Here is a 24482-nt window from a genome sequence, read left to right as displayed (position 1 = left end):
CGGACTCCGCCTTCCAGCGCAGGGAGCCGGATCATCGCGTCGTCTCCCGATTCAAATCCTCTCACCCTTCATTCAACGAAATGAATTGGCCTATTCACGGCGCTTAAGTTAGGCCGGATCAGAAGAAGAACAAAGATGGAAACACCGATGTCGACCGATGCATCCGTTCCGTTGGCCAAGAACGAAGACAGTCCGCGCGGGTTCGCCTTCGCGCTGACGGCCTATCTGCTCTGGGGCTTCCTGCCGATCTACATGAAGGCGGTGGCGCATATCACGCCGGCCGAGGTGATCGCCCATCGCATCGTCTGGTCGCTGCCGCTGGCGGGCATCGTGCTGATCGTGCTCGGGCGCACGCAGGACATCCGCGCAGCACTCAGGTCGCCGCGCATGCTGGCGATGGCGGCGCTGACCGCGTCGCTGATCACCGTCAACTGGGGCACCTATGTCTGGGCGATCGGCGCCGGCCATTCGCTCGATGCAGCACTCGGTTATTTCATCAATCCGCTGTTCAGCATCTTCCTCGGCGCGGTGTTCCTCAAGGAAAAGCTGCAGCCGCTGCAGATCGCCGCGATCGCGCTTGCAGCACTTGCCGTCGCCATTCTCGCACTGGACAGCGGCGGCATCCCGTGGGTGGCGCTGACGCTGGCGGTCAGCTGGGGTTTTTACGCCCTGTTGCGCAAGACGCTGCCGCTCGGGCCGAACCAGGGATTTTTCCTCGAAGTGCTGATCCTCAGCGGGCCCGCCCTCCTCTACATCCTCTATCTCGAATTCGGCGGCCAGGGCCACCTCTACCGCACCGGTCTTGCAGATACGACCCTGCTGCTCGGCTGCGGCGTCATCACCGCCGTGCCGCTGATGATCTATGCAAACGGCGCCAAGCTCTTGAAACTCTCAACGATCGGCATCATGCAGTATATCGCGCCGACGATGATCTTCCTGATCGCGGTCTTCGTCTTCCACGAGCCATTCGGCACGGCGCGCATGATCGCCTTCCCGCTGATCTGGGCGGGGCTGTTCCTCTATAGCTGGTCGATGCTGAAGGGAAGCCGGGGGCGCTAAAGGCAACAGACCTACATCTTCGAAATCACCTCGTCCTCGCCGTCACGGTCGGCGGCGAGCTGGGCTGCCTGGGCCATGATCGCCGGAATGATGCCGGAGATCTCGTCGACGACGAGCGGCTGCACCCGGTGGGCGGTGTGCAGGAAGCCTTCTTCGGTCATATGGCGCATCAGTTCCATCATCGGATCCCAGAAACCGTTGACGTTGGCAAAGACCATCGGCTTCTCGTGGCGGCCGAGCTGCGCCCAGGTCATGATCTCGACGATCTCCTCCAGCGTACCGATGCCGCCGGGCAGCGCGACGAAGGCATCGGAGCGCTCGAACATGGTGTGTTTGCGCGCATGCATGTCAGGGGTTACAATGAGTTCGTTGAGCTGACCGAGCGAGTGGCGAGTCGCTTCCATATCGATCAGGAATTCGGGGATAATGCCCGTGACCTGACCGCCGCCTGAAAGCACGCCGCTGGCAACCGCGCCCATGATGCCTTTGGTCCCCCCGCCATAGACGAGGCGCAGGCCGTATTCGGCGATCTCTCTTCCGAGAGCACGCCCGGCCGCCATGTGGGAAGGATCGCCTCCCGGCCTGGAGCCGCAGTAAACGCAGATGGATCGAATCGATACAGATTGTTCGGTCATAGAGGCAAACAACTATTCCATTTCAATGCAGTCAAGAAAATTGACTGAAAAGCAGCGTGCCTAGCTTGCCGAATTGCTTTGAATGCTTGTGAAAAGCAACGGGAATCGCTAGCAATTTTGGTTACTACGGCAAATTGCCGCTCTGGGAGACATAATGATGAAGAACCGTGCCGGCTTGCTGGCTCTTGCAGTCCTCGCAATCGCAATCCTACTGATGGTGTTTGTCGTCATGCCGCGCATCGGCGGCGATGCAACCAAGGTCGGCGATGCCATCAACCAGGCGAGCACGGAGGTCAAGAACACGGTTAACGAGGCGGCAAAGACATCGCGCTCCGCCGTGGGCGACGCGGCTGCGGTCGCCGACCAGGTCGGTCGCCTTTCGGCCGATGCCGGCGTATCGCTCAGCGAGCTCAAGGCGCTGTTTGCCGACGGCAAAGGTCCGGCCATCGATGTCTTCACTGCCGCCAAGACCAAGGCCGTGAACGCGCTGACCGCGCTTGCCGATTTCACCATTCCCGAGGGCCTCGATCCCGCGACCCAGACCCTTGCCGCCAAGGCCAAGGTCGGTGGCGCGAAGGCACTCGCCATCGTCCGGTCGCTGCCCGAGAACATCGCCGATGCGCTTGCCGCAATCGCCAAGGCCGAGGTTGCGCTGACCGGTGCGCCGGAGACCGCCCCTGGGGCGAATACGGCAGCGGAAAATACCGGCCCGAAGCTTCCGGCCTTCGACGTATTGCGCGTCGAGCCCGACGGATCGACGGTGATTGCCGGTTCCGCCGAACCGAACGGCAAGCTCGAGGTGCTCGACGGCGAGAAGGTGGTGACGACGGCCAATGTCGATGCGAGCGGCGATTTTGCTGCCGTTCTCGACGATCCGCTTCCGGCCGGCGACCACCAGCTCGTGCTCAAGTTCACGGGCAAGGACGGCAAGAGCACGCTTTCCGAAGAAGTCGCGACCATTTCCGTGCCGAAGGACGGCAATGGTGCCAATCTGCTCGCCATGGTTTCCAAACCCGGCGCGGCGAGCCGCATCATCACCGCGCCGAAGGCCGGAACCGAAGTTGCCGATGCTTCCAACCCGATGGCGCCGCCTGCGGACAAGCCGGCAACCGGCGAAAGCTCGGCTACGCCTGCACCAACCGGCGAGCTGGCGCTGCAGACGCCGAACCTCACCGATACCCCCTCCGGTAGCGCTGATACGGCACCGGCCATTCCCGGCACCGCAGCACCGGATAAGACGAATGTGCCCGACGTGATGGTCAATGCCGTCGAGATCGAAGGCAACAAGATCTTCATTGCCGGCACGACGCGCTCCAATGCCAAGGTCATCGGTTATGCCGACGACAGCCTCGTCGGCCAGGACACAGCCGGCTCCGATGGCCATTTCGTCATCGACGGTGTGGTGGCGCTCTCGGTCGGCGACCATAAGATCCGCGTCGATGTCGTCGATCCCGCAGGCAAGGTGATCGTGCGCGCGGCGGTGAATTTCAATCGCCCGGCCGGCGATCAGGTGAGGGTCGCCGCGCAATCGGTCCCCGCCGACACCAACGGCGCTTCCTCGATGGTGCTGCTCGACGAAGGCGAACTCGGCAAACTCAAAGCCGAAGTCGGCAAGGCCTTTGGCCTGCTGAAGGGGCTGTTTGCCGATGGCAAGCTGCCCGGCGCCGAACAGCTTGCGGCGGCGCGCTCGGCAACGGAGTTCGCGCTACGCTCGGTCGCCGACTTCCGCCCGGCGCCCGATGCGCCCGGTGCCTTCAGGCAAACGTCCGGCTCGGCCTCGCAGGTCGCCGGCAATGCGCTGAAGCTGCTGCAGGGCCTGCCTGGGGATGCGAAGTCCGTCGGCGCCGCGCTCGAAAAACTGGGCGGGATGATCGCCGAACTCACCGCTGCACCCGCGCCGGCAACGCCATCTGCAAACGATGTCGGAAGCAACCAGCCGAAGACGATCGAACAGGCGCCGCTGACGGCAAACAATGCGGCGGTCATCATTCGCCGCGGCGACACGCTGTGGCAGATCTCGCGCCGCACCTATGGCCTCGGCGTTCGTTACACGACGATCTACATCGCCAACGAGGACAAGATCATCAATCCCGATCGCATCCGCCCTGGCCAGATTTTCGGCCTGCCGAAGGATGTCCTGCCGAATGCCGAAGAGCTGCACCGCAAGCGCATGTCCGGCCAGCATCTCTAAGCTGCAAAACAACGCGACGAGGCCGGGCGGGATAAGCGCCCGGCCTCGTCGTTTCCTTACGCCAGCAATTGTTGTATTCGTCCGCCCGGCACCCTATCTGGCGGTGGCGGCTACGGGATATGGGAAGCGCTTTCAGGTAGGTCCCGGTTCCGGGCTCCTGCCGCCATCGAATCGCCGCAATCGCGGCAAGCTCATCCGGGCTGGAGACAAGCATGGCAAACGGCAAGACAGTCTCGGAATCCAACCTGCCGCAGACGCTTCTCAACCTTTGGCCCTATATGTGGCCGGCCGGCCGGCCCGACCTGAAAATGCGCGTCGTCTGGGCTTCGGTCTACCTGCTGATCTCCAAATTCGTACTGCTGCTCGTTCCCTATTTCTTCAAATGGTCGACCGATGCGCTGAACGGCAGGATGGATCTTGCCGGCTCAGTGCCATCGCTGCTGGCCGGCGCCATCGCGCTGGTGATTGCCTATAACATCACCCGGCTGATCCAGCTCGGCCTCAACCAGCTGCGCGACGCGCTCTTTGCCAGCGTCGGACAACATGCGGTGCGCCAGCTCGCCTACAGGACCTTCGTGCACATGCACGAGCTGTCGCTGCGCTTCCATCTCGAGCGCAAGACCGGCGGGCTGTCGCGCATCATCGAGCGCGGTACCAAGGGTATCGAGACGATCGTGCGCTTCACGATCCTCAATTCGGTCCCGACCGTCATCGAATTCGTGCTGACGGCGGTGATCTTCTGGTGGGGCTACGGCTTCTCCTATCTCGCCGTTACCGCCTTTACTGTCTGGGCCTATATCTGGTTCACGATCCGGGCATCCGACTGGCGCATCGCCATCCGCCGGTCGATGAACGACAGCGATACCGACGCCAACACGAAGGCGATCGACTCTCTCCTCAATTTCGAGACCGTCAAATATTTCGGCAATGAGGAGATGGAGGCAAAGCGTTTCGACAAATCAATGGAACGCTACGAGAAGGCGGCGACCGATGTCTGGACCTCGCTCGGCTGGCTGAATTTCGGCCAGGGCGTCATCTTCGGCATCGGCACGACCATCATGCTGGTGCTGTCGGCGCTGGCCGTGCAGCGCGGCGAGCAGACGGTCGGCGATTTCGTCTTCGTCAATTCGATGCTGCTGCAGCTTTCCGTACCGCTCAACTTCATCGGCTTCGTCTACCGCGAAATCCGCCAGGGGCTGACCGATATCGAGCAGATGTTCGATTTGCTTGAGGTGCAGACCGAAGTCAAAGACGCGCCTGATGCGACGGAACTTCGGATCGGCAAGGGCGCGATCTCCTTCAAGGACGTGCACTTCGCCTATGATGCGGCCCGTCCGATCCTGAAGGGCATTTCCTTCGAGGTGCCGGCCGGTAAGACGGTCGCCGTCGTCGGCCCGTCCGGTGCGGGCAAATCGACGCTGTCGCGCCTGCTCTATCGTTTCTACGATATCCAGAGCGGCGCAATCACCGTCGACGGTCAGGATATCCGCACGGTGACGCAGAAGAGCCTGCGTACGGCGATCGGCATGGTGCCGCAGGATACCGTGCTCTTCAACGACACGGTCGCCTACAACATCCGCTATGGCCGCACATCGGCCAGCGACGGCGAGGTCTTTGCCGCCGCCGAGGTGGCGCAGATCGCGCATTTCATCGAAACGCTGCCCGAGGGCTTCGAAACCAAGGTCGGCGAGCGCGGGCTGAAGCTTTCGGGCGGCGAGAAGCAGCGGGTGGCTATCGCCCGCACCATCCTCAAGGCGCCACCGATCCTGATCCTCGACGAGGCGACATCGGCGCTCGACACGACAACGGAGCGGGAAATCCAGGAGGCACTCGACCTGGTTTCGAAGAACCGCACGACGCTTGTTATTGCCCACCGGCTTTCGACTGTCATCAGCGCCGATGAAATCATCGTGCTCAAAAGCGGCGAGATCGCCGAGCGCGGAACACATGCCGCCCTCCTCGAAATGAACGGCCTTTATGCCTCGATGTGGAACCGCCAGCGCGAGGCGACACAGGCGGAGGAACATCTGAAGCAGGTGCGCGAAAGCGACGACCTCGGCGTGATAACGCGGCTTGCTCCGGCAAGCTGACAGCGGAAGCCGACGCCGGCCGGCTTTTGTTGTTTAGAACCCCGGCGCGGGAACCAGGGCCGAGGCCACAGCATTGCCCCAGAGACGGTTTTTCGCTAACAGCAAAAATGAAAACGCAAGGAGACCGGCAGCCATGAGCCTGTTCAACACGGTTCGCAACACGATCGTCCCCGTGCACAAGGAGGGCTATCCCTTCGTTGCCGCCTTCTTCGTCGCGTCGCTTGTCCTGGGCTGGATCTTTAAGCCGCTCTTCTGGATCGGCATGATCTTCACACTTTGGTGCGCCTATTTCTTCCGCGATCCGGAGCGCGTGACCCCGCAGGATGACGACCTGGTGATCTCCCCCGCCGATGGCAAGGTCTCGGCGATCCAGATGGTGACCCCGCCGGCCGAGCTCAACCTCGGCTCCGAGCCGATGCTGCGCATCTCCGTTTTCATGAACGTCTTCAATTGCCATGTGAACCGGGCGCCGATGCGCGGGCGCATCGTCAGCATCAACTACCGCTCCGGCAGCTTCGTCAACGCCGAGCTCGACAAGGCGAGCGAAGACAATGAGCGCAACGGGCTGGTGATCGAAACCCAGCACGGCCAGATTGGCGTCGTGCAGATCGCCGGCCTCGTCGCGCGGCGCATCCTCTGCTGGGCAAACCCCAACGAGCCGGTGGATGCCGGCGAGCGCTTCGGGCTGATCCGTTTCGGCTCGCGGCTCGACGTGTTCCTGCCCGCCGGTGCTGCGCCACGCGTCTCGCTCGGCCAGACGGCGGTTGCGGGAGAAACCGTCATCGCCGAATTCGCCTCCGCCAAGGGTCCCGTCATCAGCCGCCGCAGCTAGAGCGGTTCAGCTTTTCACGGAAGTGCAGAAGCGCTACGCACTGTTGCAGGAATTGCCTTAGGAACGATTGGAACGCGATATGGAAACGCCTTTTCCGCCTTTCGAGCCCAATGGGCCAGATGATTCCGCCCGCGGCCCACGTCTGCGCGAAATCCCGCTCCGGCTCGTCTTTCCAAATCTCATCACCATTCTGGCGATCTGCGCCGGGTTGACCGGCATCCGGCTGGCTTTCGAGAACCGTTATGAGCTCGCCGTCTCCATGGTGCTGCTCGCCGCCTTCCTCGACGGCATCGACGGGCGCGTGGCACGGCTGATGAAAGCAACCTCAAAGTTCGGCGCGCAGATGGATTCGCTTGCCGACATCGTCAATTTCGGCGTCGCACCCGCCCTCGTCGTCTACGTCTTCGCGCTCGACCAGGCGCGCTCGCTCGGCTGGATCGCCGCCCTGATCTATGCGATCGCCGCCGGGCTTCGCCTTGCCCGCTTCAATGTCATGGCCGAACGCGAGAACAAGGCGAGCTGGCAATCGGAATATTTCGTCGGCGTGCCGGCGCCGGCCGGCGCCATGCTGGTGCTGCTGCCGGTCTATCTCGGCTTCCTCGGGCTGGCGACGGACCGCACCTTCGCCTATCTCTCGTCGATCTACACCGTGCTCATCGCCTTCCTGCTGATCAGCCGGCTGCCGGTCTGGTCGGGAAAAGCGGAAGGCAACCGCTTGCGGCGCGATCTCGTGCTGCCGATGATGCTCGGTGTCGTGCTCTATGTGGCTCTGCTGATGAGCTACACCTGGGAGGTGATGGTCTTCACCGTCGCCGCCTACCTCATATCGCTTCCCTTCGGCGCGCGGAAATGGCGGCGGAAATACGGGACATTAACGATCGAGGAACCCGGCATCGGCGACGACGATATCGGCCGGCACATCTGATCACCGAGCATTTCCGGATTTCTCCAAATGATGGAAATGCTTCTCTCTCTTCGTTCTGAGGGATACTTGGGAAAAGCGCAGGTTTTCCCCGGAGAAAACCGTGCGCTTATCCGGCTGTTCCGCATTTTGCCGAGAAAACCGCTTTCGCACTTTTATTGGAACTGCTCTCTTCAGTAAGTATTAACCAACGTAGGCTTCAGTTAAGCCTCGCGAATTATGGTGCGCGTTTACAAATCCTGATGAGCTACGCCCCCATTTTGTCGCTATTCGTGACGAAACATCAAACTATAAAATGCCCAGGGAAGAACCACGTAAGGAGAGTATCGTGACTTCGAAGACGAGCAGTACCGGCGAACAGCAAGCGGCCAAGCCAGACCTCGCCGCCAACTATCGCCCCGTCGGCCTGAAGGCTGTTGCCGCAGCATCGCTGATGGCGAAGCATAAGCCAACCAGCGTCAAAAAATCCGCTTGAAGAAGGCTTCAAATTGGAAGCATGCGTGCTCTCGGGTTACATCCGTCAGGCACCGCTGACCAAGTGAATGACGAGAGGCGATCGCCGGAATCTCCTGACAACGCTCCGGCGACATAAGCACAACCCGAAAAACCTGTTGGACGAAGCGATGCATGGCCACCGCCAATGTGACACGTCGGCGCCGATAGGTCGCCGACGGGCCGGCTGGTGCGGCGGACAGTGTTCAGAAGAAGCTGAGCTGGCCGTCGTCAGGCTTTTGCTTGTCGGGCGCCTTCAACGGCTTTTCGATGACAACCGGCTCCTGCAGGTCGGGACCCATGTTGGCAACCTTGTTGACTTTGTCGGAGACCGGCACGACCTCGAAGAAATCATCCTGAACCGGCTGCATCAGGTCGACCACCTCGCGTGGCTCTTGCGTCTTGCAGTCGAGCCAGCGCGTGAAATCCTCAGGTCTGATGACGACAGGCATGCGATCGTGGATCGCTGATATGGCTGAATTGGTCGATGTCGTCAGGATCGCGCCGGTATCGACCTCGGAGCCGTCGGCAGAAGACCATGTCTCCATCAGCCCGGCAAAGGCGATGATCCCACCCTGACGCGGCCTGATCCAGTAGGCCTGCGGCAGCTCGCGGCTTTCTTTCGACGGGCGATGCCATTCATAGAAACCGGAGGCCGGAATGAGCACGCGGCGATGCCGCATGGCGGCGCGGAAGGAGGCTTTACCGATTGCGGTTTCTGCGCGCGCGTTGATCAGCAGCGGGAAATCTCTCGGATCTTTGACCCAGCCCGGAGTGAGCCCCCAGCGCACGAGCACGGCGCGCCGGTCGGCCAAGTTGCTTCCCTGCTCCCTGCCCTCGCCTGATATGACGACGAGGATCGGCTGCGTCGGCGCGATGTTGTAGCGCGCCGGAAAATCGTCGAGATCGAGACCGGAGAAGACGTCGCTCAGGTCGACGCTGGAGACTGTCAGGGCGAAACGTCCACACATCGGCCTGTCTTTACACCCGGCTGGTACTCCGTCAAGACGCCTCAGCCTCTCGGCGCGAAGAGGATGAGGCTGGCGCCGGCAAGGCAGATCAGCGCACCGCCGATATCGTAACGATCCGGCACGCGGGCTTCGACCAGCCACAGCCAGAGCAGCGAAGCGAGGATGTAAATGCCGCCATAGGCTGCGAAGGTGCGGCCGGCGGCCTCGCTCGGCACCAGCGTCAGAAGCCAGGCGAAAAGCGCCAGGGAGATCATGCCCGGCGCCAGCCACCAGACTGACTTTTCGAGCTTCAGCCATGCCCAGAAGGCAAAGCAGCCGGCGATCTCGAAGAGGGCAGCAAACGCAAAAATGATGTAAGTCACGGAAGCACCTTTCGAATCCCCGTCGCACTATTCCTCCGATAAGATGGGCCATCACAGCAAGAGCAGCCTCCGATGATCTCCACCGCCAAAGCCGCCTCCTCCGCCATTCTCGAACGCGACGGCCGATTCCTCCTCGTGTTGCGGCGCAACCCGCCTTCCGCGGACATGTATGCCTTTCCCGGCGGACGGGCTGAACCCGGCGAAACTCCGGAGCAAACGGCATTGCGCGAACTCCATGAAGAGACCGGCATTTCGGCACGTAATCCGCGGCTGTTTTCGACCTACGACCTGAAAACGCATGCGGCCGACGGCAGCGTCAAGAGCCATTTCCTGCTGTCGGTCTTTCGCGTCGATGCGGATCGGGATGCAGTGGCGGAAGCTGCCGACGATGCGGCAGCCCTCGGCTGGTACACGGTCGAGGAAATCCGGCAATTGCCCGTACCGCAGAGCGTGCTCGAATGCGCGGAGCGGCTGGCGGGCGGCGAATAGACGTGGAAACTTTGAAGCACGCCTTGTTGCCGTCATGCTGAGCGTATCAACTGTGAGCATGATTCCCGTTCGACGCGTTTTTCTGTCCCTGCTCGTTCTCGCCGGCCCCACGATGGCGCAGGGCAAGAATACGCCGCCTCCACAGGAAGAGGAGATTGCCCCGCCGATCGTGAGCGTGCCCTATGACGACAAGCTGGCGCGGTTCGCCGAGGTGCTGGGCTCGGTCCATTATCTCAGAACGCTCTGCAAGGCGGCGGGCGGCGACGATTGGCGAAACGGCATGCAGCAGCTGCTCGATTCGGAGACCGGCAACGAGCCGCAGCGCAAGGAAAAGCTGACAGCAGCCTTCAATCGCGGCTATCGCGCCTTCGCCTCGGTCTATACGGATTGCACCCCGGCGGCCATCGTGGCAGAAGAGCGCTACCGTAACGAAGGTGCAACACTTGCCACAGAAATTACCTCGCGCTTTGGAAATTGACGTTTAATTAACCTGTTTTCGCAAGCGGACGTGTCGTTTTGGGAAAAGGCTGTTAGTGTTGTTAACGGTGCAGTAAGACATGAGAAGTTCTGAGGAAAAGACAATGGAAGCAAGCCTCAACGACATCGACGACATGATCGTCCACGAAAAGATGCAGGCAGCTCTGGAGTACCAGAACGAGGCTTGGGCCGACGGCATGGCCGACGGGATCGAGCCTGAAATCATCGCTGATGCTGCCATTGCACATGCGCTACGCGAGACGATCAGATTGCATGGGGAAAAGAGCGCCGAAGCCCTGCTGGATTCGCTGCGTGAGCGCATGCTTGCCGGCGAATTCTCCGCGAACCGCACCCTGCAATAATTGTTGTCAGAGAGTTTGATGCACACCGGTAAAGAGAAAGTTTCGCGAATTTCGCTCGCGCCGGTGCTGCTTGCGTTCAGCCTCGCCGCCGGCAATGTTTTCCTTGCGCCGGCAGCCTACGCGCTTTCCGAACTGCACAAGATCCCTGGCCAGGCGGCCAACGAGACGCCTGCACAGGGAAGCGCTCAGGGACAGAGCCAGCCGCAGACCACTCCCGGCGTTCCCATGGCCGACCCGCTGGTCAACAGCCAGAGCAATCAGGGTGTCGACAAGACGCCGGGCGCTCAGGACAATTCCAAGCCCACCGAGGTGATCTACGATATCAGCAAGGTGCCAGAGCCGGTTCGCAAGATGCGCGAGCAGATCGTCGAGGCGGCCGCATCCGGCGATCTCGAGCGGCTGCGGCCGCTGATGGGCACTGGCGCCGACCAGACGCAGGTGACTGTGGGCGAACCGACCGACGATCCGATCGGCACGCTGAAGGATCTGTCGGGCGATCCTGATGGCGACGAGATCCTTGCCATCATGCTCGACATCATCTCGACCGGCTTCGTGCATGTCGGCCAGGGCACGCCCGACGACATGTATGTCTGGCCCTATTTTGCCGAGAAGGACCTGAAGTCGCTGACACCGCCGGAGCGCGTCGAGCTGCTGCGCATCGTCACGGCCGGCGATCTCTCCGACATGCAGGAATTCGGCGGATATAATTTCTATCGCCTCGGTATTACGCCCGAGGGTAAATGGAAATTCTTCACAGCGGGCGATTGATGCCCGTCTCGCCTGCGCTTTTCACGTTCGCATGGCGCTTGCGATCCACCTCATGAAGACATACCTCTGAGCGATAACCAACGCGACAGGTTCCGCCATGCCAGCCGTATTCCTGAAAGACCGCTCCTTGCTCTTCGTCAGCGGAGCGGAAGCCCAATCCTTCCTGCAGAACCTGATCACCACCGATATCGCCGCGCTCGGCGCCGACGAGGCGCGGCCCGGGGCATTGCTGACGCCGCAGGGCAAGATCCTGTTCGACTTCATGATCTGGCAGGACGGCGACGGTTACATGATCGAGACCGATGCCGGCCAGCGCGATGGCCTGCTGAAACGGCTGACGATGTACAAGCTGCGCGCCGCCGTCACACTTGCGCCAAGCACCGAAGAAGGCGTTACCGTTTCCTGGGGCGAGGATGCCGAGGGCGCCCGGGGCAGCCAGGGCGCCCGAGACAGCCGCTTCGCCAAGGCGGGCGTCACCCTGACCCGCCGGGCAGGAAGACAGGGCGATGGTGCAGAAGCGCTCTACGACGTGCTACGCATCCGCCACGGCATCGTCACATCAGGATCTGACTTCGCCCTGCAGGACGCTTTCCCGCATGATGTGTTGATGGATTTCAACGGCGGCCTCTCCTTCAGGAAAGGCTGCTATGTCGGCCAGGAGGTCGTCTCACGCATGCAGCATCGCGGCACTGCGCGCCGGCGCGTCGTGACGGTGTCCGCCGCAACGGATCTGCCGGGAACCGGGACGGAGATTACCGCCGCCGGCAAGCCTGTGGGAACCCTCGGTTCGGTTCACGGCGGCAATGGACTTGCGATCGTGCGCATCGACCGCGCCGGCGCGGCGATGGCAGCAGGCACGCCGCTGCTCGCCGGCGACACGCCTGTTTCCCTCGTCCTACCGGCATGGTCCGGTCTCGTCTTTCCAGCCAGCGCCGACGAGGCCAGCGCGTGACAACGACGAAAGCTCCGCGTGCCTGGCAACGCATGCTGTCCGGGCGCAGGCTCGACCTGCTGGACCCCTCGCCGCTCGACGTCGAACTCATCGACATCGCTCACGGGCTTGCGCGCGTGGCCCGCTGGAACGGCCAGACCTCAGGCGATCATGCTTTTTCGGTGGCCCAGCACAGTCTCGTCGTCGAGGATATCTTCCGTCGCTTCAACGATGCGCGGCCGCAGGAATGCCTGATGGCGCTGCTGCACGATGCACCCGAATATGTGATCGGCGACATGATCTCGCCGTTCAAATCGGTGGTCGGCGGCGGCTACAAGACGGTGGAAAAGCGGCTGGAGGCCGCCGTGCACCTGCGCTTCGGCCTGCCGCCGCATCCCTCGCGCGATCTCAAGGACCGGATCAAGAAGGCCGACACGATCGCCGCTTATTTCGAGGCGACCGTGCTGGCCGGTTTCACACCCGCCGAGGCACAGAAATTCTTCGGCCAGCCACGCGGAATCAGCAAGGACATGCTGATGATCGAGCCCCTGCCGGCGGTCGAAGCGCAGCGGTTGTTTTGCGAGCGCTTTGCGGCGATCGAGGTCGAACGGGAGATGGTATCGTGACCTTCATCGTCGTCTCGCCGCTGTCGCGCATCGCGGAAATGGCGGTGCGCCACAAGGCGCGCGACATGATCAGCCTGATCGCCAAGGAGCAGGCCTTTCACCGGCCGGGCGTGATCGCGGCCGAGCGCCATCTGACACTTGCTATGAACGATATCGTCTTCAAGGGCACCGGCGATCTCGTGGCGCCTGACGAGACGCATGTGCAGGGGATTATCGACTTTGCCGCTTCATGGCGGCAGGAGACGCCGCTGCTCATCCATTGCTGGATGGGCGTGTCGCGATCGCCGGCCGCAGCGCTCATTGCCGCGCTGTCGCTGGCACCCGATCAGAGCGAGGAAACGCTTGCCCGCCGGCTGCGGGCCGCCTCGCCCTTCGCGACGCCGAATGCCCGGCTGATCGAGATCGGTGACGCGCTGCTCGGCCGCAGCGGCCGGCTGGTCGCGGCGGTGCGGGCAATCGGACGCGGTGCCGATGCCGACGGCAATGCGCCCTTCGTGCTTGCGATCCGAGACGCCGCCTGCGGTTGACGCTGCCGCCGGCCGCTCCATCTAGGCCCCGACCACGAACAATCGACAGAGCCTGATCATGGAACAACAAGCAGCCGACGTCTTCCTCGCCACCCGCACGGCACTCAGCCAAGCAAGCGCGCTCGCAGTCCAATATTCCTTCTCAATCCTGGGGGCGTTAATCCTGCTGGTCATCGGCTGGACGCTCGCCGGCTTCGTCAGCCGCTGGGCTTATGAGGGCTTGTCGCGCATCCACGGCATCGACGAGACGTTGGCACGCTTCTTCACCAATGTCGTGCGCTATGCGCTGCTGATCCTGGTGTTCATCACCGTGCTCGGCCAATTCGGCGTTCAGACCGCCTCGATCATCGCGGCGCTCGGCGCAGCCGGCCTGGCGATCGGGCTGGCGCTGCAAGGGACGCTGCAGAATATCGCGGCCGGTATCATGTTGCTGATCCTCAGACCGTTCCGCGTTGGCGAATATATCGAGACCAGCAGCGTGGCCGGTACGGTGCGCGAAATCGGACTGTTTGCGACCGAACTCAGGACTGGCGACGGGCTCTACCGCTTGGCGCCGAATTCGACGCTCTGGAACACGCCGATTACCAATTTCAGCCGCGAGCCCACGCGGCGTGAAGAGCTGAAAATCAGCGTCGCCCATGAGGATGACATCGATCTGGCGATGGAGAGGCTGATGGGCCTTGCCAGAGCCGATTCCAGAGTGCTGACGTCGCCGGCACCGAGTGTCTTCATCGACAGCCTCGGCGACGGCGCGATCTCCGTAACGCTGCGCTATTGGGCAAAGACCGGTGATTGGTGGCTGGTCAGCCGTGACATGGTAAAGCGCGTGAAACTCGCCTTCGACAAGAAACCGGTCGCTGATGCGGATGCTTCAGATGCCGCGCCACCAAAAAAGTCCAACGGCAAGGCAACCGCCGAAAAGCCGACGCAGACGCGACAGTGAGACATTGCGGCGCCGCGGATCTTTTAAGACCAGCGGCGCTGTGCACAGGTTGAATTACTGCATGGCTTTGTCCCTCAATCGATCCCGATTAAAGGACTTGTGCCGAAGCTATTGGACGACGCCGCAGGAAAGTCTTTCGCCGGCATCTCCCGAAGGCTGGCTCCGATAATCATCCGAATTGGCGTGCACCATCAATGCGCGGCCACGAATGCCGTCGGTCTTGCCGTCGAGCGTGACCATGCCGTTGAAGATCTGTGCCCGCAACACGCCATCCTGTCCGACATATTGATTGGGCATGTCGCCAGCGTGCGAACCCTTGGCGGCAAGAATGCCATGCTCCGCCTTCTCAGGATCGAAATGACCGCCCGCCGATTCGTGATGGGTCGCGGCGTCGCAACGGCCGGTCTCATGCACATGGAAGGCCACCCATTTGTTCGCCGGCAGTCCCGATATCTCGACTTCGATCAGGACACCGCCATTGGCAGCAGCCGTCAGTTGCGCGCGACCGTCTTCCTTGCCGTCCTTGGTGACGAAATTGGCGACCGCCGTCTGCTTGTCCTGAGCGCCTGCCGGCAATGCAACCGCAAGCAGGCTCAAGGCGGCGATGGTGCGCATGGCTTTCATGGAGATCTCCTTCCGTCCGGTTGTCCTTCTGAACGTATCAAACCGGAAGGTGTTCCTGATTAGAGACCGTCGAACGAGAAAAGCCGGCCAAACGGCCGGCTTGCAGATCGCCCGAATCGAGACGCGGTTCAGGCGACGGCATCGAAATCAAACTGGCCGTAGGTCTTGCGGTAAAGATCGTCGGACTGATTATCGGTCGTCGGCGCGGCCTGCTGGAGTGGATAGGGAACGGCAATGCTGCTTGCCGTGCCGCTGTCACGCGTGTCCATCATCAGCGCAATCAGGCTGCCGGAAAATTTCGGCTGCGTGTCGCTGGCCTTATCGTCTTCCAGAAGTTCCTTGATGATGCCGGGCTTCTCATCGGCGGCACGTTCGCCGCGGCTGAGCACGCCATCGCCGTTGGCATCGAGCCGCGACAGTGTCGCCAGATATGCGTATGAGGTGTCTGAAACGGATGGGGTGCTGGTCATACAAACCTCCATTCACCGCCTTTTGCCGGTGGTGTTTGCACGCAATACCAAGGTGGAAAATCAGTGTTAACTCGGTGGTTAAACTGATTTGCGCAGTGCGTCAATAAGTTGTTAACTTCTCATTAACGATGATTGACAAAAGTTAACGGAACGCCGCGAGGTCGCCTGCCGCCAGCGCCAGCCAACCCGATTTCCCGCATATTTCAGCGGTTTTTCACATACAAAACAATTGTCTGAGGACGTGCCCGTCGCTGTTGCACTGCAACCGAATATTAATTCGGGGCATAGAAAATGGGCGTCACGCTTTGCCACCAGACAGTCCGGCTATAAGAAGCAATTTCTGTGTTCATCTGAGAAAGGTTATCATGTCCGGCGTAATGATGCACGTACGTCAATCGAAGGCATCTCCGCCCGAGGCCGGGGCAGCTGCTGCGCAAGACGCATCCACATGAAAGCCGAAGCGCTTTTCTGGCAGCAATGCACTCAGTCCGTCTCAGACGATGGATCGATAGATGCGCAGCGCCTGATGGATCTGGTGATCGCGACCTATCGCGTCCATGAAAGCGACTATGACGAAATCGAGAGAAGCGCAGAAACGCTGCTGAGGGAAAACCATGCACTGAGAGGCAATATATCGGCCCTCAGTCAGGCGTTCGACGGACAGACAAAACTCTTCGAAATCATTCTCAACAACCTGCCGCTCGGTCTCAGCGTCTTCGACGCCGACCAGCGGCTGACGCTTTCCAACATCCGTTTCCGTCAGCTCTTCGGCTTGACGGAGGACGATGTCACCGCGGGCGCGACAATCGCCAATCTCACGGCCAAAATGCGCGGCAGGGAGAACGCCGACGCTAAACCCGGCAGGCGGACCAGGCTGCAGTCCTCCGCAACCGCAAGACGCGGCAGTATCCGTCGGCGCGAATGGTTGATGGACGACGACCGCATCATACAGAGCATGGTGACCATCCTTTCCGACGGCAGCAGCATCGCCATCCATGCCGATGTCACCGAGGATCGGCGGGCAGCCGAGCGCATTGCCTTTCTCGCCCACCACGACCCGCTGACAGGTCTTCCCAACCGCATCCATTTTCGCGAGCAGGTGGATGCCGCGCTTGCCGAACGAAAGCCGGATGAGCAGATCGCCTTGGTTCACCTCAATCTCGACCGGTTCAAATCGATCAACAACATGATGGGCGTGTCGGCCGGCGACACGATCCTGCAGCAGGTCGCTGAGCGCATCCGCGCCTCGGCCGGTTCGGAAAACATCCTGTCGCGCCTCGGTTCGGACGAATTCGCCATTCTGCAGACGGGCAGGCAGCAGCCGTGGAACGTGACGGCGCTGGCGGACCAGATCCGCCGAGAGCTTTCCGAACCATTCCTCCACGGCGACAAACAGGTGGAGCTCAGCGTCTCGATGGGCATCGCGGTCGCGCCTGATGATGGCGAGGAAACCGATATCCTGCTGAAAAATGCCGGCGTGGCACTGTCGCATGCCAAGGCCGACGGGCGCAAACGTGAGCGCTTCTTCGCCAATGAGATGGAAGCGCAGATGCAGCTGCGTCACGCGCTGGAAGCTGATCTCAGGGCAGCCGTCGAGAAAGAGGAATTCGAGCTGCATTATCAGCCGCTCTACGACCTCACGCAGCGGCGCATCTGCGGCTTCGAAGCATTGATCCGCTGGAACCACCCGGTCCGAGGCCGCGTTCCGCCGATGGATTTTATTCCGCTTGCCGAAGAGGTCGGCCTCGTCGTCGATATCGGCCGCTGGGTTTTGCGTCGGGCCTGCGACGATGCAGCGCAATGGCCGGAGGGCATCAAGGTCGCCGTCAACGTTTCGGCGATCCAGTTCAGCAGCAGCGACCTGACACGGGATGTCAGCGAGGCGCTTGCCGCCGCGACGCTGTCGCCGTCGCGGCTTGAACTCGAAATCACAGAGAGCGTGCTGATGGAAAATCTGAGCGAGGTGCTGCCGATCCTGCATGCGCTGAAGGAGCGCGGCATCCACATCTCGATGGACGATTTCGGAACCGGCTATTCTTCACTGAGCTACCTCTCGAGCTTCCCCTTCGACAAGATCAAGATCGACAAATCCTTCGTCAACGACATCGTCGACAACAAGGAAGCGCATGCGATCATGCACGCGATCATCCTGCTCGGCGATGCGCTCGGCATGCGGGTCACCGTCGAGGGTGTCGAGACGGCCGAGCAGCTGGCGCTGCTCGAGTGCGAGGAATGCGACGAGATCCAGGGCTATCACATCAGCCCGCCGAGACCGGCGCGTGAGGTGCCTCATCTTCTCTCCCTGCCGCCGAAAAACGGCGGCGTGACGCGTCTTCCCAAAGCCAAGCGGTGAGATCACCCTCGATTGCGACTCGCACGGCAAGCCGTTAGAATAGGATGATTTCAGGCCGGGTCGGCCTAAAATCTGAATCCTATTCTACAATATATAGTTAGAGCATGATGTCGCCCGAAAACCGCTCACACTTTTCGGCATCATGCTCTAGAAAATCGGCTGCGATTCCTGAGATCTTCGTTGTCGCATCCTTTTATCACCCGCATTCAATACCGCGCCGATGCGCTATCGGCGGAAACGATCTTCCTCATGACAGGTGGCGCTATGTTCGCGGCTGAAGCGTTCTCCCCACACGAAACGCTTGCCGCAGCGCTGATTGCGCATGCGGCCGACGGCGACGACGGCTCGCACGACCTTGCCCATATCCTGCGCGTTTTCAGGAATGCCATGCGCATCCATGCGGGAGAAGGCGGCGACGGGCGGGTTCTTGTTGCTTCCGTGCTGCTGCACGACTGCGTCGCCATCGAGAAGAATTCGCCGCAGCGGGCAAAAGCATCGGCTTTGGCGGCCGAGAAGGCATCGGCGATCCTGGCGGAACTTGGCTGGAGCGGCGCGGATATCGAGGCCGCGGCCCACGCAATCACCGCGCATAGTTTCTCGGCCGGGGTGGCGCCGCAGACGCTGGAGGCGAAGATCCTGCAGGATGCCGACCGGCTGGACGCGATCGGCATGATCGGCGTCGCCCGCTGCTTCTATATCGCCGGGCGACTGGGATCCGGGCTCTACGATCCGTTCGACCCGGCAGCGGCAGACCGCCCGCTCGATGACAAGCGTTATGCCATTGACCATTTCCAGACGAAGCTGTTCAAACTGGCGGAAGGATTCCAGACCGAGACCGGCCGCAGGCTGGCGGCCGCGCGTGACAAGAGCTTGCGCGATTTTCTCTCGGAATTCATGGACGAAATCTAGGAGAACGGCATGCTTGTCAGCGACCTCTTCATCTATCCGCTCAAGAGCGCCCGTGGCATTGCGCTGCCCGCCGCCGACATCGACGCCTATGGGCTTCCAGGCGACCGGCGGGCGATGATCACCGATGCGCAGGGGCACTTCATCACCCAGCGCGAGTTGCCCGACCTCGCACGCATCGAGGTACGACCGGAAGCGAGTGCCTTTCGGCTGCTGATGCAGGGGAAAACGGACATATCGGTACCACCGCCTCAGCCTGAAGCCCGCATGGATGTGATCGTGTGGAAATCTGCCGTCAACGCGGCCGTCGCCGATCCGGAGAGCAACCGGCAGCTTTCGGAATGGCTTGGCCGCGAGGTGCGCCTGGTCTTCTTCGACGGGCAGGCACGGCGGACGGCGAATGCCGAATGGGCCGGCGAAGCCACGCCCGTCACCTTTACCGACGGCTACCAGATCCTGGTGACGACGACCGGCTCGCTGAAGGCATTGAATGCCGATCTCGCCGCCCATGGCGAAGGTAGTGTCGGCATGGAACGCTTCCGTCCGAACATCGTCATCGATACCGAGGAGGCCTGGCCGGAGGACCGCTGGGCGGCAATCGAGATCGCCGGCATCCGCTTCGATCTCGTCAAACCCTGCTCCCGCTGCATCATGACGACCCAGGACCAACTGACCGGGTCGCGCGAGGGACCAAGCCCGATGCCGGCCATGGGTCGCCTCCGTATGTCGGCCGATCGGCGCGTGCCAGGCCCGCTCTTCGGCTGGAACGTCACGCCGCGCGGCAGCGGCAGGATCACGATCGGTGACACCGTCCGCATCGTTGCAGAGAGGCCGGAAGGCTGGGCGCTCAAGCGTCGCGTCGCAGCATAAAGCAATTCCAGGAAAAGGGCGAAGCGGTTTTCCGTTCGGAATTGCGTAAAAACAAAGAGTTAGAGCGGCTCTGTGCTTCCGTGAAAAGCTGAACCGCTCTAGAAACGTTATACGCGCGCGAGTGCGGCATCGATGCCCGCCATCACATCGGCCGAAAGCGGTCCCTTCTCCAGCGCGCCGGCATTTTCCTCCACCTGGGCGACGGTGCGGAACCCCGGAATGGGAAGGGTGCGCGGCGAGCGTGCCCAGAGCCAGGCAAGCGCGCCCTGCGTCAGTGTGCGGCCGCCTGACGTCAGGAGATCGCGGACGGCATCGAGCCTTGCGGCGAATTCCGGGGCCATGCGCCCGTCCTTGAAATAGACCATCCAGTCAAGGGCCGCCCCACGGACATCCTTGGCGCCCACCGCCTTGTCGGCGGTGAACTTGCCGGTCAGCAGTCCCATCGCCAGCGGACCGCGATTGATGGAGATCAGACCCTTCCCCTCGATCACCGAGATCATCTCCGGCACCGGTTCGAAAACGTTCATCGTATGCTGGATCGAGACGTAGCCCTGGCGGCCGACATGACGGGCGGCACGATCGGGAAAATCGGTGCTCCAGCCGAACGCATCGATCTTGCCTTCGGCGCGCAGCGCCTCCAGCGTATCGAAGACGGCATCCGACTGTTCAAGCGGAAAATCATTGAGGTGGAACTGCAGGAGATCGAGGCGATCGCGCTTGAGGCGGCGCAGCGAGGTCTCGACCGAACGGCGGATGAAGGCCTCATCGGCGAAGGCGCCGGTTGCCTGCTTGGTTTCCGGGTCGGTGGCGAAGCCGAACTTGGTGGCGATGACAATATCGTCGCGATTGCCGATCGCCCGGCCGAGCACCTCCTCCGAGTGGCCGGCGCCGTAGTTCGAGGCCGTGTCGAAGAAGCGGATGCCGAGTTCGATGGCACGGTGGATCGCTTCCACGGATTCATCGTCGTCGACATCGCCCCAGCCGAGCGGCGTGTCGCCGGCGAAGAAGGGACCGCCGATCGCCCAGCATCCCATACCGAGGCGCGGAATTTCGCGGCCATTCCAGAGCGTGATCGTCGTCGGTGATGCGGTCTTGGTCAGCATGAGATCCTCCTTGATTGGCAATCCTGTGAAGACATAGGAAGCGCTCATAGGCAGGTAAACCGCCAAATCCGGAGGATGTTTTGCACCCGTAAAAAACGGAAGTCAGGCGGAAATACCATTCGGACCTGAAAGCGTCCGCAAGGCTGGATTGAGCGCCTTGAGTGCCGCCTGAACGAAGCCGTCGCGGGCTGCCACGGCTTCGATGCCGCGCGGCTCGTAGACATGGCGATGCAGAAAAAACCCTGTCAGACGGAATGCGGCTGAGAGACTATCGAAGTCGGCCGCATGATTGCCCTCGATGCTGAGGAACTGCGGCAGGAGCAGCATCTTGTCCGCCCAGGGGGCACCAGCGGCGCGGCTGACGGCGCGGCCGGATTTCGGCGAGACATAGACGAGATCGGAACGGGCGCCGGTCGCGGCGCATTCGGCAAGATCGAGGCCGAAGCCGAGGTCATTCAGCACCGCAAGCTCGAAACGCACAAAGAGTTCGCCGGCATCGGCCGGGTTGTGCAGGTGATCGAGGATGACCTCCAGCGCATCGAAGAGATGCGGATGCGGGTCACGCTCCGGCAGCAGCCGCAGCAGCGCGCCCATCGCCTGGACACCGTAGACGGCGGTTGCCGTTTCCATCAGCCGGGCAGCGCGCAGCGTCACCGGCTCGACGCGGAATTCGCCCAGATGCTCGTCAAGCCGGGCGCGCCAGATAACCTCCACCGCATTACCCGCCTGCAGCACCGGCTGCATGGCGCGCGAGCGGCCGGAGCGCACCAGGCCGAGATGGCGGCCGCGATCACGCGTCATTACCTCGGCGATGACGCTCGTCTCGCCGTGGCGCTTGACGCCCAGGATGATCGCATGGTCCTGCCACTGCATCGAAAGAAGTCCTTACGGCTGACGAATCCATCCTACTGCATAATTCAACGCGTTACAGCGTCCTTTGCGCGTCTGAAAGACACGCTGCAATGCAAGGCCCGGCTTCCGTCGGGGACTGCGTCAGGCGACAGCCGGGAAAAGCCTCTGCAGGAATTCCCGCATCGCCATTTCGTCGAAAGGCTTCACCAGAAGCGGTATCTGCTGCAGGTCGGGCGGGAAATCGCCGGTATCGGAATAGCCGCTGACGAAGCCGAACGGGATGCCGATGTCGAGAAGATGGCGGGCAAAACCGAAGCTCATGCCCTCGCCGAGATTGACGTCGAGAAGAGCGAAATCATATTTCTCCGCAGCAATGGCGGCCCTTGCCTGTTCGACGCTGCCGACGATATCGATGCTCTCGACGCCGGCCAGGCGTAGAATATCCTCCGCCTCCATCGCGATGATCAAACTGTCTTCAAGAACCAGAACACGGATTGCGCTCATGATTCGATGCCCCTCGTCGGGCGCCTGTCGCAGCGCCCCGGCCGTTTCGCCAACATCATTGCCCTCCGGTGCCCCGCATGGCACGCTATCGGTGAATTCCGCCACCTTTTCTGAATAAACCATTTTTCTGCCCGGTCGATAAGAATCAAAATCGGAGGAAGATGACAGCCGACCTTATTTTCCTTGCTGCTAATCTGCATTTAAAAAAGACATAACCAGGCTGCTTGACCAAAGCATGTCGCGCAGAACAAAGACCTAAGACGCGACGCGCTTTAGATGAACGGGCGTTTGCCCTCTCCCAGCCCTTCCCAGCCGGCGATCGCCATCAATTCCTCGCCGTTCAGCACCTCGCAGCCGCGCTCCTGCCAGCGGATCAACCCTCGTTCGCTGAGCTTTTTCAAAGTTTTATTGGTGTGAACGATGGAAAGACCGAGCGTGTCGGCGATGTGCTGCTGGGTGATGGGAATGAATTTGCGGCCGTTGAAGATATTGAGCTTCCGGCCACGCTCAAACAGGAAGGCGATCAGGTACGCTGCTCTTTCCAGCGCCGTGCGGCGGCCGATGCTCAAGAGATGCTCATCCAGGATGCGCTCCTCGCGCGCGGCGATCCAGGTGATGTCGAAGGCCAGCGAGGCGTGCTTGTTGTACAGCGTCATCAGCCTGTCACGCTCGAAGACACAAAGGGACACGGGCGAAAGCGCTTCGACGGAATGCTGCATCTCACCGGCGATCGTTCCCTGCAGGCCGACCAGGTCGCCCGGCATAATATAGTTCAGAATCTGGCGGCGTCCGTCCTCCAGCATCTTGTAGCGGAAGCCCCAGCCGGCGAGCACGGTGAAGAGGTGAGCGCTATGTGCGCCCTCGACGAGGATGGTGGAGCCGGCATCGACGGCAAGCTCTCCCCTCTTGAAGCTCGAGACGAATTCCAGCTCGTCGCGGCTGAACTCCCTGAAATGCGGCAGAGGCCGCAAGGGACATTGGTCGCAAGGGGTCTTGAAAGAATTGATGGGTCTCGCCGTCGCCATGCTTGCCCTTGCCGTCGCAAAATCGGCGCGCCAACATTGGCGCGCCGTTCGTCAGGAATGACGCAAGGCACGGATTTGTTCCATGAGCGAGGCCAATTTTTTATGCGGAAACAAAGGGCTGGCGCCAACCCGACGAAATCCTTGCCATGCTTATTTCGGGAAATCGAGACCCATTTCGCGGAACCGCTCGGGATCATCACCCCAATTCTCGCGAACCTTGACGAACAGGAAGAGATGGACCGGCTGTTCGAGGATCTGCGACAATTCCTTGCGGGAAGCAGTCGAGATCGCCTTGATGGTTTCACCACCCTTGCCGAGCGCGATCTTCTTCTGGCTGTCACGCTCGAGATAAATCACCTGCTCGATCCGCACCGAGCCGTCCTTGCGCTCTTCCCACGTCTCCGTCTCGACATGCGAGGCATAGGGGAGCTCTTGGTGCAGGCGCAGAAACAGCTTCTCGCGGGTGATCTCGGCAGCGAGCTGGCGCATCGGCAGATCGGAGATCTGGTCTTCCGGATAGTACCACGGCCCCTCCGGGAGCGTTTTCGCCAGATAGTCCATGAGATCGTCGCAGCCGGAGCCGTTTTCGGCGGAGATCATGAAGGTGCGATCGAAAGCGATCTTCTCGTTGGCGGCAGCGGCCAGCGCCAGCAGATCCTCGCGATTGACGCGGTCGATCTTGTTGAGCAGCAGGATCTTCGGCTGCCGGACTTCCTTGAGGCCTTCGAGGATGGCTTCGGCATCCCCGCGCAGGCCGCGCTCGCTGTCGATCAGCAGCACGATCAGATCGGCATCCCTCGCACCGCCCCAGGCCGAGGTCACCATGGCGCGGTCAAGCCGGCGGCGCGGCTTGAAGATACCAGGCGTATCCATGAAGACGATCTGGGCATTGTCGTGGATCGCGATGCCGCGGACGATGGCCCGCGTCGTCTGCACCTTATGGCTGACGATCGAGACCTTGGCGCCGACGAGGCGGTTGACCAGCGTCGACTTGCCGGCATTGGTCGGCCCGATCAGCGCGACAAAGCCCGAATGCGTCGGACCATTGGTTTCTGCGGCAGCTTCGGCCGCGATCTCTTCTTCTTGTGTCATTGTCCC

The 24482-nt window shown here is 61.5% G+C and carries 27 protein-coding genes; 17 read left to right on the top strand and 10 right to left on the bottom strand.

Features of this window, described 5'->3' with window-relative positions; translation table 11 throughout:
* Window positions 1-147: 147 nt before the first annotated feature.
* Window positions 148-1059, top strand: coding sequence for an EamA family transporter RarD (gene rarD, locus HFO71_RS12630; protein WP_077976131.1), 912 nt, complete (start codon window positions 148-150; stop codon window positions 1057-1059).
* 11 nt (window positions 1060-1070) lie between these two features.
* On the opposite strand, the gene HFO71_RS12625 is transcribed toward rarD, so the two are convergent.
* A complete protein-coding gene (locus HFO71_RS12625; protein ID WP_020049334.1) occupies window positions 1071-1694 on the bottom strand; it encodes an LOG family protein in 624 nt (207 codons plus the stop codon).
* Window positions 1695-1848: 154 nt separating this feature from the next.
* Between HFO71_RS12625 and HFO71_RS12620 the strand changes: the two genes are divergently transcribed.
* The 5 genes from HFO71_RS12620 (at window position 1849) to HFO71_RS12600 (ending at window position 8204) form a co-directional block, all read left to right on the top strand.
* On the top strand, window positions 1849-3885 hold the full coding sequence (locus HFO71_RS12620) for a LysM peptidoglycan-binding domain-containing protein (RefSeq protein WP_077976130.1): 2037 nt from the start codon (window positions 1849-1851) through the stop codon (window positions 3883-3885).
* 212 nt (window positions 3886-4097) lie between these two features.
* Complete coding sequence (locus HFO71_RS12615) at window positions 4098-5975, top strand: ABCB family ABC transporter ATP-binding protein/permease (RefSeq protein WP_077976129.1); 1878 nt, start codon at window positions 4098-4100, stop codon at window positions 5973-5975.
* 73 nt (window positions 5976-6048) lie between these two features.
* A complete protein-coding gene (locus HFO71_RS12610; protein WP_260691447.1) occupies window positions 6049-6807 on the top strand; it encodes a phosphatidylserine decarboxylase in 759 nt (252 codons plus the stop codon).
* Window positions 6808-6886: 79 nt separating this feature from the next.
* Window positions 6887-7732 carry a CDP-diacylglycerol--serine O-phosphatidyltransferase gene (pssA, locus tag HFO71_RS12605; protein WP_077976128.1) on the top strand — a complete coding sequence of 282 codons (846 nt, stop codon included), beginning with the start codon at window positions 6887-6889 and terminating at the stop codon, window positions 7730-7732.
* A gap of 325 nt (window positions 7733-8057) precedes the next feature.
* Entirely contained in the window at window positions 8058-8204 is a 147-nt protein-coding gene (locus tag HFO71_RS12600; protein ID WP_017959783.1) for a hypothetical protein, read from the top strand.
* Window positions 8205-8427: 223 nt separating this feature from the next.
* Here the strand turns inward: HFO71_RS12600 and HFO71_RS12595 are convergent, their stop codons facing one another.
* Complete coding sequence (locus tag HFO71_RS12595; RefSeq protein ID WP_077976127.1) at window positions 8428-9192, bottom strand: SOS response-associated peptidase; 765 nt, start codon at window positions 9190-9192, stop codon at window positions 8428-8430.
* A gap of 41 nt (window positions 9193-9233) precedes the next feature.
* Complete coding sequence (locus HFO71_RS12590; RefSeq protein ID WP_077976126.1) at window positions 9234-9554, bottom strand: YnfA family protein; 321 nt, start codon at window positions 9552-9554, stop codon at window positions 9234-9236.
* A gap of 72 nt (window positions 9555-9626) precedes the next feature.
* On the opposite strand from HFO71_RS12590, the gene HFO71_RS12585 reads away from it, so the two are divergent.
* The 8 genes from HFO71_RS12585 to HFO71_RS12550 all read left to right on the top strand — a co-directional run bounded on the left by HFO71_RS12585 (window position 9627) and on the right by HFO71_RS12550 (window position 14677).
* Complete coding sequence (locus tag HFO71_RS12585; RefSeq protein ID WP_077976125.1) at window positions 9627-10043, top strand: NUDIX hydrolase; 417 nt, start codon at window positions 9627-9629, stop codon at window positions 10041-10043.
* 34 nt (window positions 10044-10077) lie between these two features.
* The gene (locus HFO71_RS12580; RefSeq protein ID WP_027665234.1) at window positions 10078-10521 is read left to right on the top strand and encodes a TIGR02301 family protein; all 444 of its coding nucleotides are present in this window, start codon (window positions 10078-10080) and stop codon (window positions 10519-10521) included.
* 103 nt (window positions 10522-10624) lie between these two features.
* Window positions 10625-10882, top strand: coding sequence for a hypothetical protein (locus HFO71_RS12575; protein ID WP_003546972.1), 258 nt, complete (start codon window positions 10625-10627; stop codon window positions 10880-10882).
* 18 nt (window positions 10883-10900) lie between these two features.
* Window positions 10901-11650, top strand: coding sequence for a hypothetical protein (locus HFO71_RS12570; RefSeq protein ID WP_077976124.1), 750 nt, complete (start codon window positions 10901-10903; stop codon window positions 11648-11650).
* A 97-nt stretch (window positions 11651-11747) separates the two neighbouring features.
* Complete coding sequence (ygfZ, locus tag HFO71_RS12565) at window positions 11748-12602, top strand: CAF17-like 4Fe-4S cluster assembly/insertion protein YgfZ (RefSeq protein WP_077976123.1); 855 nt, start codon at window positions 11748-11750, stop codon at window positions 12600-12602.
* Window positions 12599-13207 carry a YfbR-like 5'-deoxynucleotidase gene (locus tag HFO71_RS12560; RefSeq protein WP_017959775.1) on the top strand — a complete coding sequence of 203 codons (609 nt, stop codon included), beginning with the start codon at window positions 12599-12601 and terminating at the stop codon, window positions 13205-13207. The genes ygfZ and HFO71_RS12560 overlap by 4 nt, the downstream gene beginning before the upstream one ends.
* Entirely contained in the window at window positions 13204-13734 is a 531-nt protein-coding gene (locus HFO71_RS12555; RefSeq protein ID WP_077976122.1) for a tyrosine phosphatase family protein, read from the top strand. The genes HFO71_RS12560 and HFO71_RS12555 overlap by 4 nt, the downstream gene beginning before the upstream one ends.
* Before the next feature lie 58 nt (window positions 13735-13792).
* Window positions 13793-14677 carry a mechanosensitive ion channel family protein gene (locus HFO71_RS12550; protein WP_025393936.1) on the top strand — a complete coding sequence of 295 codons (885 nt, stop codon included), beginning with the start codon at window positions 13793-13795 and terminating at the stop codon, window positions 14675-14677.
* Between the two features lie 108 nt (window positions 14678-14785).
* Here the strand turns inward: HFO71_RS12550 and HFO71_RS12545 are convergent, their stop codons facing one another.
* Both HFO71_RS12545 and HFO71_RS12540 read right to left on the bottom strand, forming a co-directional pair.
* Window positions 14786-15301, bottom strand: a complete 516-nt coding sequence (locus HFO71_RS12545) for a superoxide dismutase family protein (protein WP_077976121.1) — start codon at window positions 15299-15301, stop codon at window positions 14786-14788.
* Between the two features lie 128 nt (window positions 15302-15429).
* Window positions 15430-15783, bottom strand: a complete 354-nt coding sequence (locus HFO71_RS12540; protein ID WP_170268391.1) for a hypothetical protein — start codon at window positions 15781-15783, stop codon at window positions 15430-15432.
* A 436-nt stretch (window positions 15784-16219) separates the two neighbouring features.
* On the opposite strand from HFO71_RS12540, the gene HFO71_RS12535 reads away from it, so the two are divergent.
* From HFO71_RS12535 to HFO71_RS12525, 3 genes are all read left to right on the top strand, one after another.
* On the top strand, window positions 16220-18124 hold the full coding sequence (locus HFO71_RS12535) for a putative bifunctional diguanylate cyclase/phosphodiesterase (RefSeq protein ID WP_077976119.1): 1905 nt from the start codon (window positions 16220-16222) through the stop codon (window positions 18122-18124).
* A 249-nt stretch (window positions 18125-18373) separates the two neighbouring features.
* On the top strand, window positions 18374-19033 hold the full coding sequence (locus tag HFO71_RS12530; RefSeq protein WP_183594471.1) for an HD domain-containing protein: 660 nt from the start codon (window positions 18374-18376) through the stop codon (window positions 19031-19033).
* 9 nt (window positions 19034-19042) lie between these two features.
* Window positions 19043-19900: an MOSC domain-containing protein gene (locus HFO71_RS12525; RefSeq protein WP_077976118.1), complete on the top strand. Its 858-nt coding sequence runs from the start codon at window positions 19043-19045 to the stop codon at window positions 19898-19900.
* A 107-nt stretch (window positions 19901-20007) separates the two neighbouring features.
* On the opposite strand, the gene HFO71_RS12520 is transcribed toward HFO71_RS12525, so the two are convergent.
* The 5 genes from HFO71_RS12520 to era form a co-directional block, all read right to left on the bottom strand.
* Complete coding sequence (locus HFO71_RS12520; protein WP_077976284.1) at window positions 20008-21003, bottom strand: aldo/keto reductase; 996 nt, start codon at window positions 21001-21003, stop codon at window positions 20008-20010.
* A 102-nt stretch (window positions 21004-21105) separates the two neighbouring features.
* Window positions 21106-21876, bottom strand: a complete 771-nt coding sequence (recO, locus tag HFO71_RS12515; protein WP_025393929.1) for a DNA repair protein RecO — start codon at window positions 21874-21876, stop codon at window positions 21106-21108.
* 120 nt (window positions 21877-21996) lie between these two features.
* Window positions 21997-22482, bottom strand: a complete 486-nt coding sequence (locus tag HFO71_RS12510) for a response regulator (RefSeq protein WP_077976117.1) — start codon at window positions 22480-22482, stop codon at window positions 21997-21999.
* A gap of 149 nt (window positions 22483-22631) precedes the next feature.
* Entirely contained in the window at window positions 22632-23384 is a 753-nt protein-coding gene (locus tag HFO71_RS12505; RefSeq protein WP_168258196.1) for a Crp/Fnr family transcriptional regulator, read from the bottom strand.
* Window positions 23385-23534: 150 nt separating this feature from the next.
* On the bottom strand, window positions 23535-24476 hold the full coding sequence (gene era / locus HFO71_RS12500; protein ID WP_003546943.1) for a GTPase Era: 942 nt from the start codon (window positions 24474-24476) through the stop codon (window positions 23535-23537).
* Window positions 24477-24482 lie beyond the last annotated feature (6 nt).

It is taken from the genome of Rhizobium laguerreae (assembly GCF_019778565.1).
Lineage (GTDB): Bacteria > Pseudomonadota > Alphaproteobacteria > Rhizobiales > Rhizobiaceae > Rhizobium > Rhizobium laguerreae.
This window is presented reverse-complemented; position numbering and strand designations above follow the sequence as displayed.

What these genes read in the sequence shown, in the direction of transcription:
- rarD (WP_077976131.1), top strand. Translation starts at nt 148, where the DNA reads ATGTCGACCGATGCATCCGTTCCGTTGGCCAAGAACGAAGACAGTCCG.
- HFO71_RS12625 (WP_020049334.1), bottom strand. Translation starts at nt 1,694, where the DNA reads ATGACCGAACAATCTGTATCGATTCGATCCATCTGCGTTTACTGCGGC.
- HFO71_RS12620 (WP_077976130.1), top strand. Translation starts at nt 1,849, where the DNA reads ATGATGAAGAACCGTGCCGGCTTGCTGGCTCTTGCAGTCCTCGCAATC.
- HFO71_RS12615 (WP_077976129.1), top strand. Translation starts at nt 4,098, where the DNA reads ATGGCAAACGGCAAGACAGTCTCGGAATCCAACCTGCCGCAGACGCTT.
- pssA (WP_077976128.1), top strand. Translation starts at nt 6,887, where the DNA reads ATGGAAACGCCTTTTCCGCCTTTCGAGCCCAATGGGCCAGATGATTCC.
- HFO71_RS12595 (WP_077976127.1), bottom strand. Translation starts at nt 9,192, where the DNA reads ATGTGTGGACGTTTCGCCCTGACAGTCTCCAGCGTCGACCTGAGCGAC.
- HFO71_RS12585 (WP_077976125.1), top strand. Translation starts at nt 9,627, where the DNA reads ATGATCTCCACCGCCAAAGCCGCCTCCTCCGCCATTCTCGAACGCGAC.
- HFO71_RS12580 (WP_027665234.1), top strand. Translation starts at nt 10,078, where the DNA reads ATGCTGAGCGTATCAACTGTGAGCATGATTCCCGTTCGACGCGTTTTT.
- HFO71_RS12575 (WP_003546972.1), top strand. Translation starts at nt 10,625, where the DNA reads ATGGAAGCAAGCCTCAACGACATCGACGACATGATCGTCCACGAAAAG.
- HFO71_RS12570 (WP_077976124.1), top strand. Translation starts at nt 10,901, where the DNA reads ATGCACACCGGTAAAGAGAAAGTTTCGCGAATTTCGCTCGCGCCGGTG.
- ygfZ (WP_077976123.1), top strand. Translation starts at nt 11,748, where the DNA reads ATGCCAGCCGTATTCCTGAAAGACCGCTCCTTGCTCTTCGTCAGCGGA.
- HFO71_RS12550 (WP_025393936.1), top strand. Translation starts at nt 13,793, where the DNA reads ATGGAACAACAAGCAGCCGACGTCTTCCTCGCCACCCGCACGGCACTC.
- HFO71_RS12545 (WP_077976121.1), bottom strand. Translation starts at nt 15,301, where the DNA reads ATGAAAGCCATGCGCACCATCGCCGCCTTGAGCCTGCTTGCGGTTGCA.
- HFO71_RS12540 (WP_170268391.1), bottom strand. Translation starts at nt 15,783, where the DNA reads ATGGAGGTTTGTATGACCAGCACCCCATCCGTTTCAGACACCTCATAC.
- HFO71_RS12535 (WP_077976119.1), top strand. Translation starts at nt 16,220, where the DNA reads ATGAAAGCCGAAGCGCTTTTCTGGCAGCAATGCACTCAGTCCGTCTCA.
- HFO71_RS12530 (WP_183594471.1), top strand. Translation starts at nt 18,374, where the DNA reads ATGACAGGTGGCGCTATGTTCGCGGCTGAAGCGTTCTCCCCACACGAA.
- HFO71_RS12525 (WP_077976118.1), top strand. Translation starts at nt 19,043, where the DNA reads ATGCTTGTCAGCGACCTCTTCATCTATCCGCTCAAGAGCGCCCGTGGC.
- HFO71_RS12520 (WP_077976284.1), bottom strand. Translation starts at nt 21,003, where the DNA reads ATGCTGACCAAGACCGCATCACCGACGACGATCACGCTCTGGAATGGC.
- recO (WP_025393929.1), bottom strand. Translation starts at nt 21,876, where the DNA reads ATGCAGTGGCAGGACCATGCGATCATCCTGGGCGTCAAGCGCCACGGC.
- HFO71_RS12510 (WP_077976117.1), bottom strand. Translation starts at nt 22,482, where the DNA reads ATGGTTTATTCAGAAAAGGTGGCGGAATTCACCGATAGCGTGCCATGC.
- HFO71_RS12505 (WP_168258196.1), bottom strand. Translation starts at nt 23,384, where the DNA reads ATGGCGACGGCGAGACCCATCAATTCTTTCAAGACCCCTTGCGACCAA.
- era (WP_003546943.1), bottom strand. Translation starts at nt 24,476, where the DNA reads ATGACACAAGAAGAAGAGATCGCGGCCGAAGCTGCCGCAGAAACCAAT.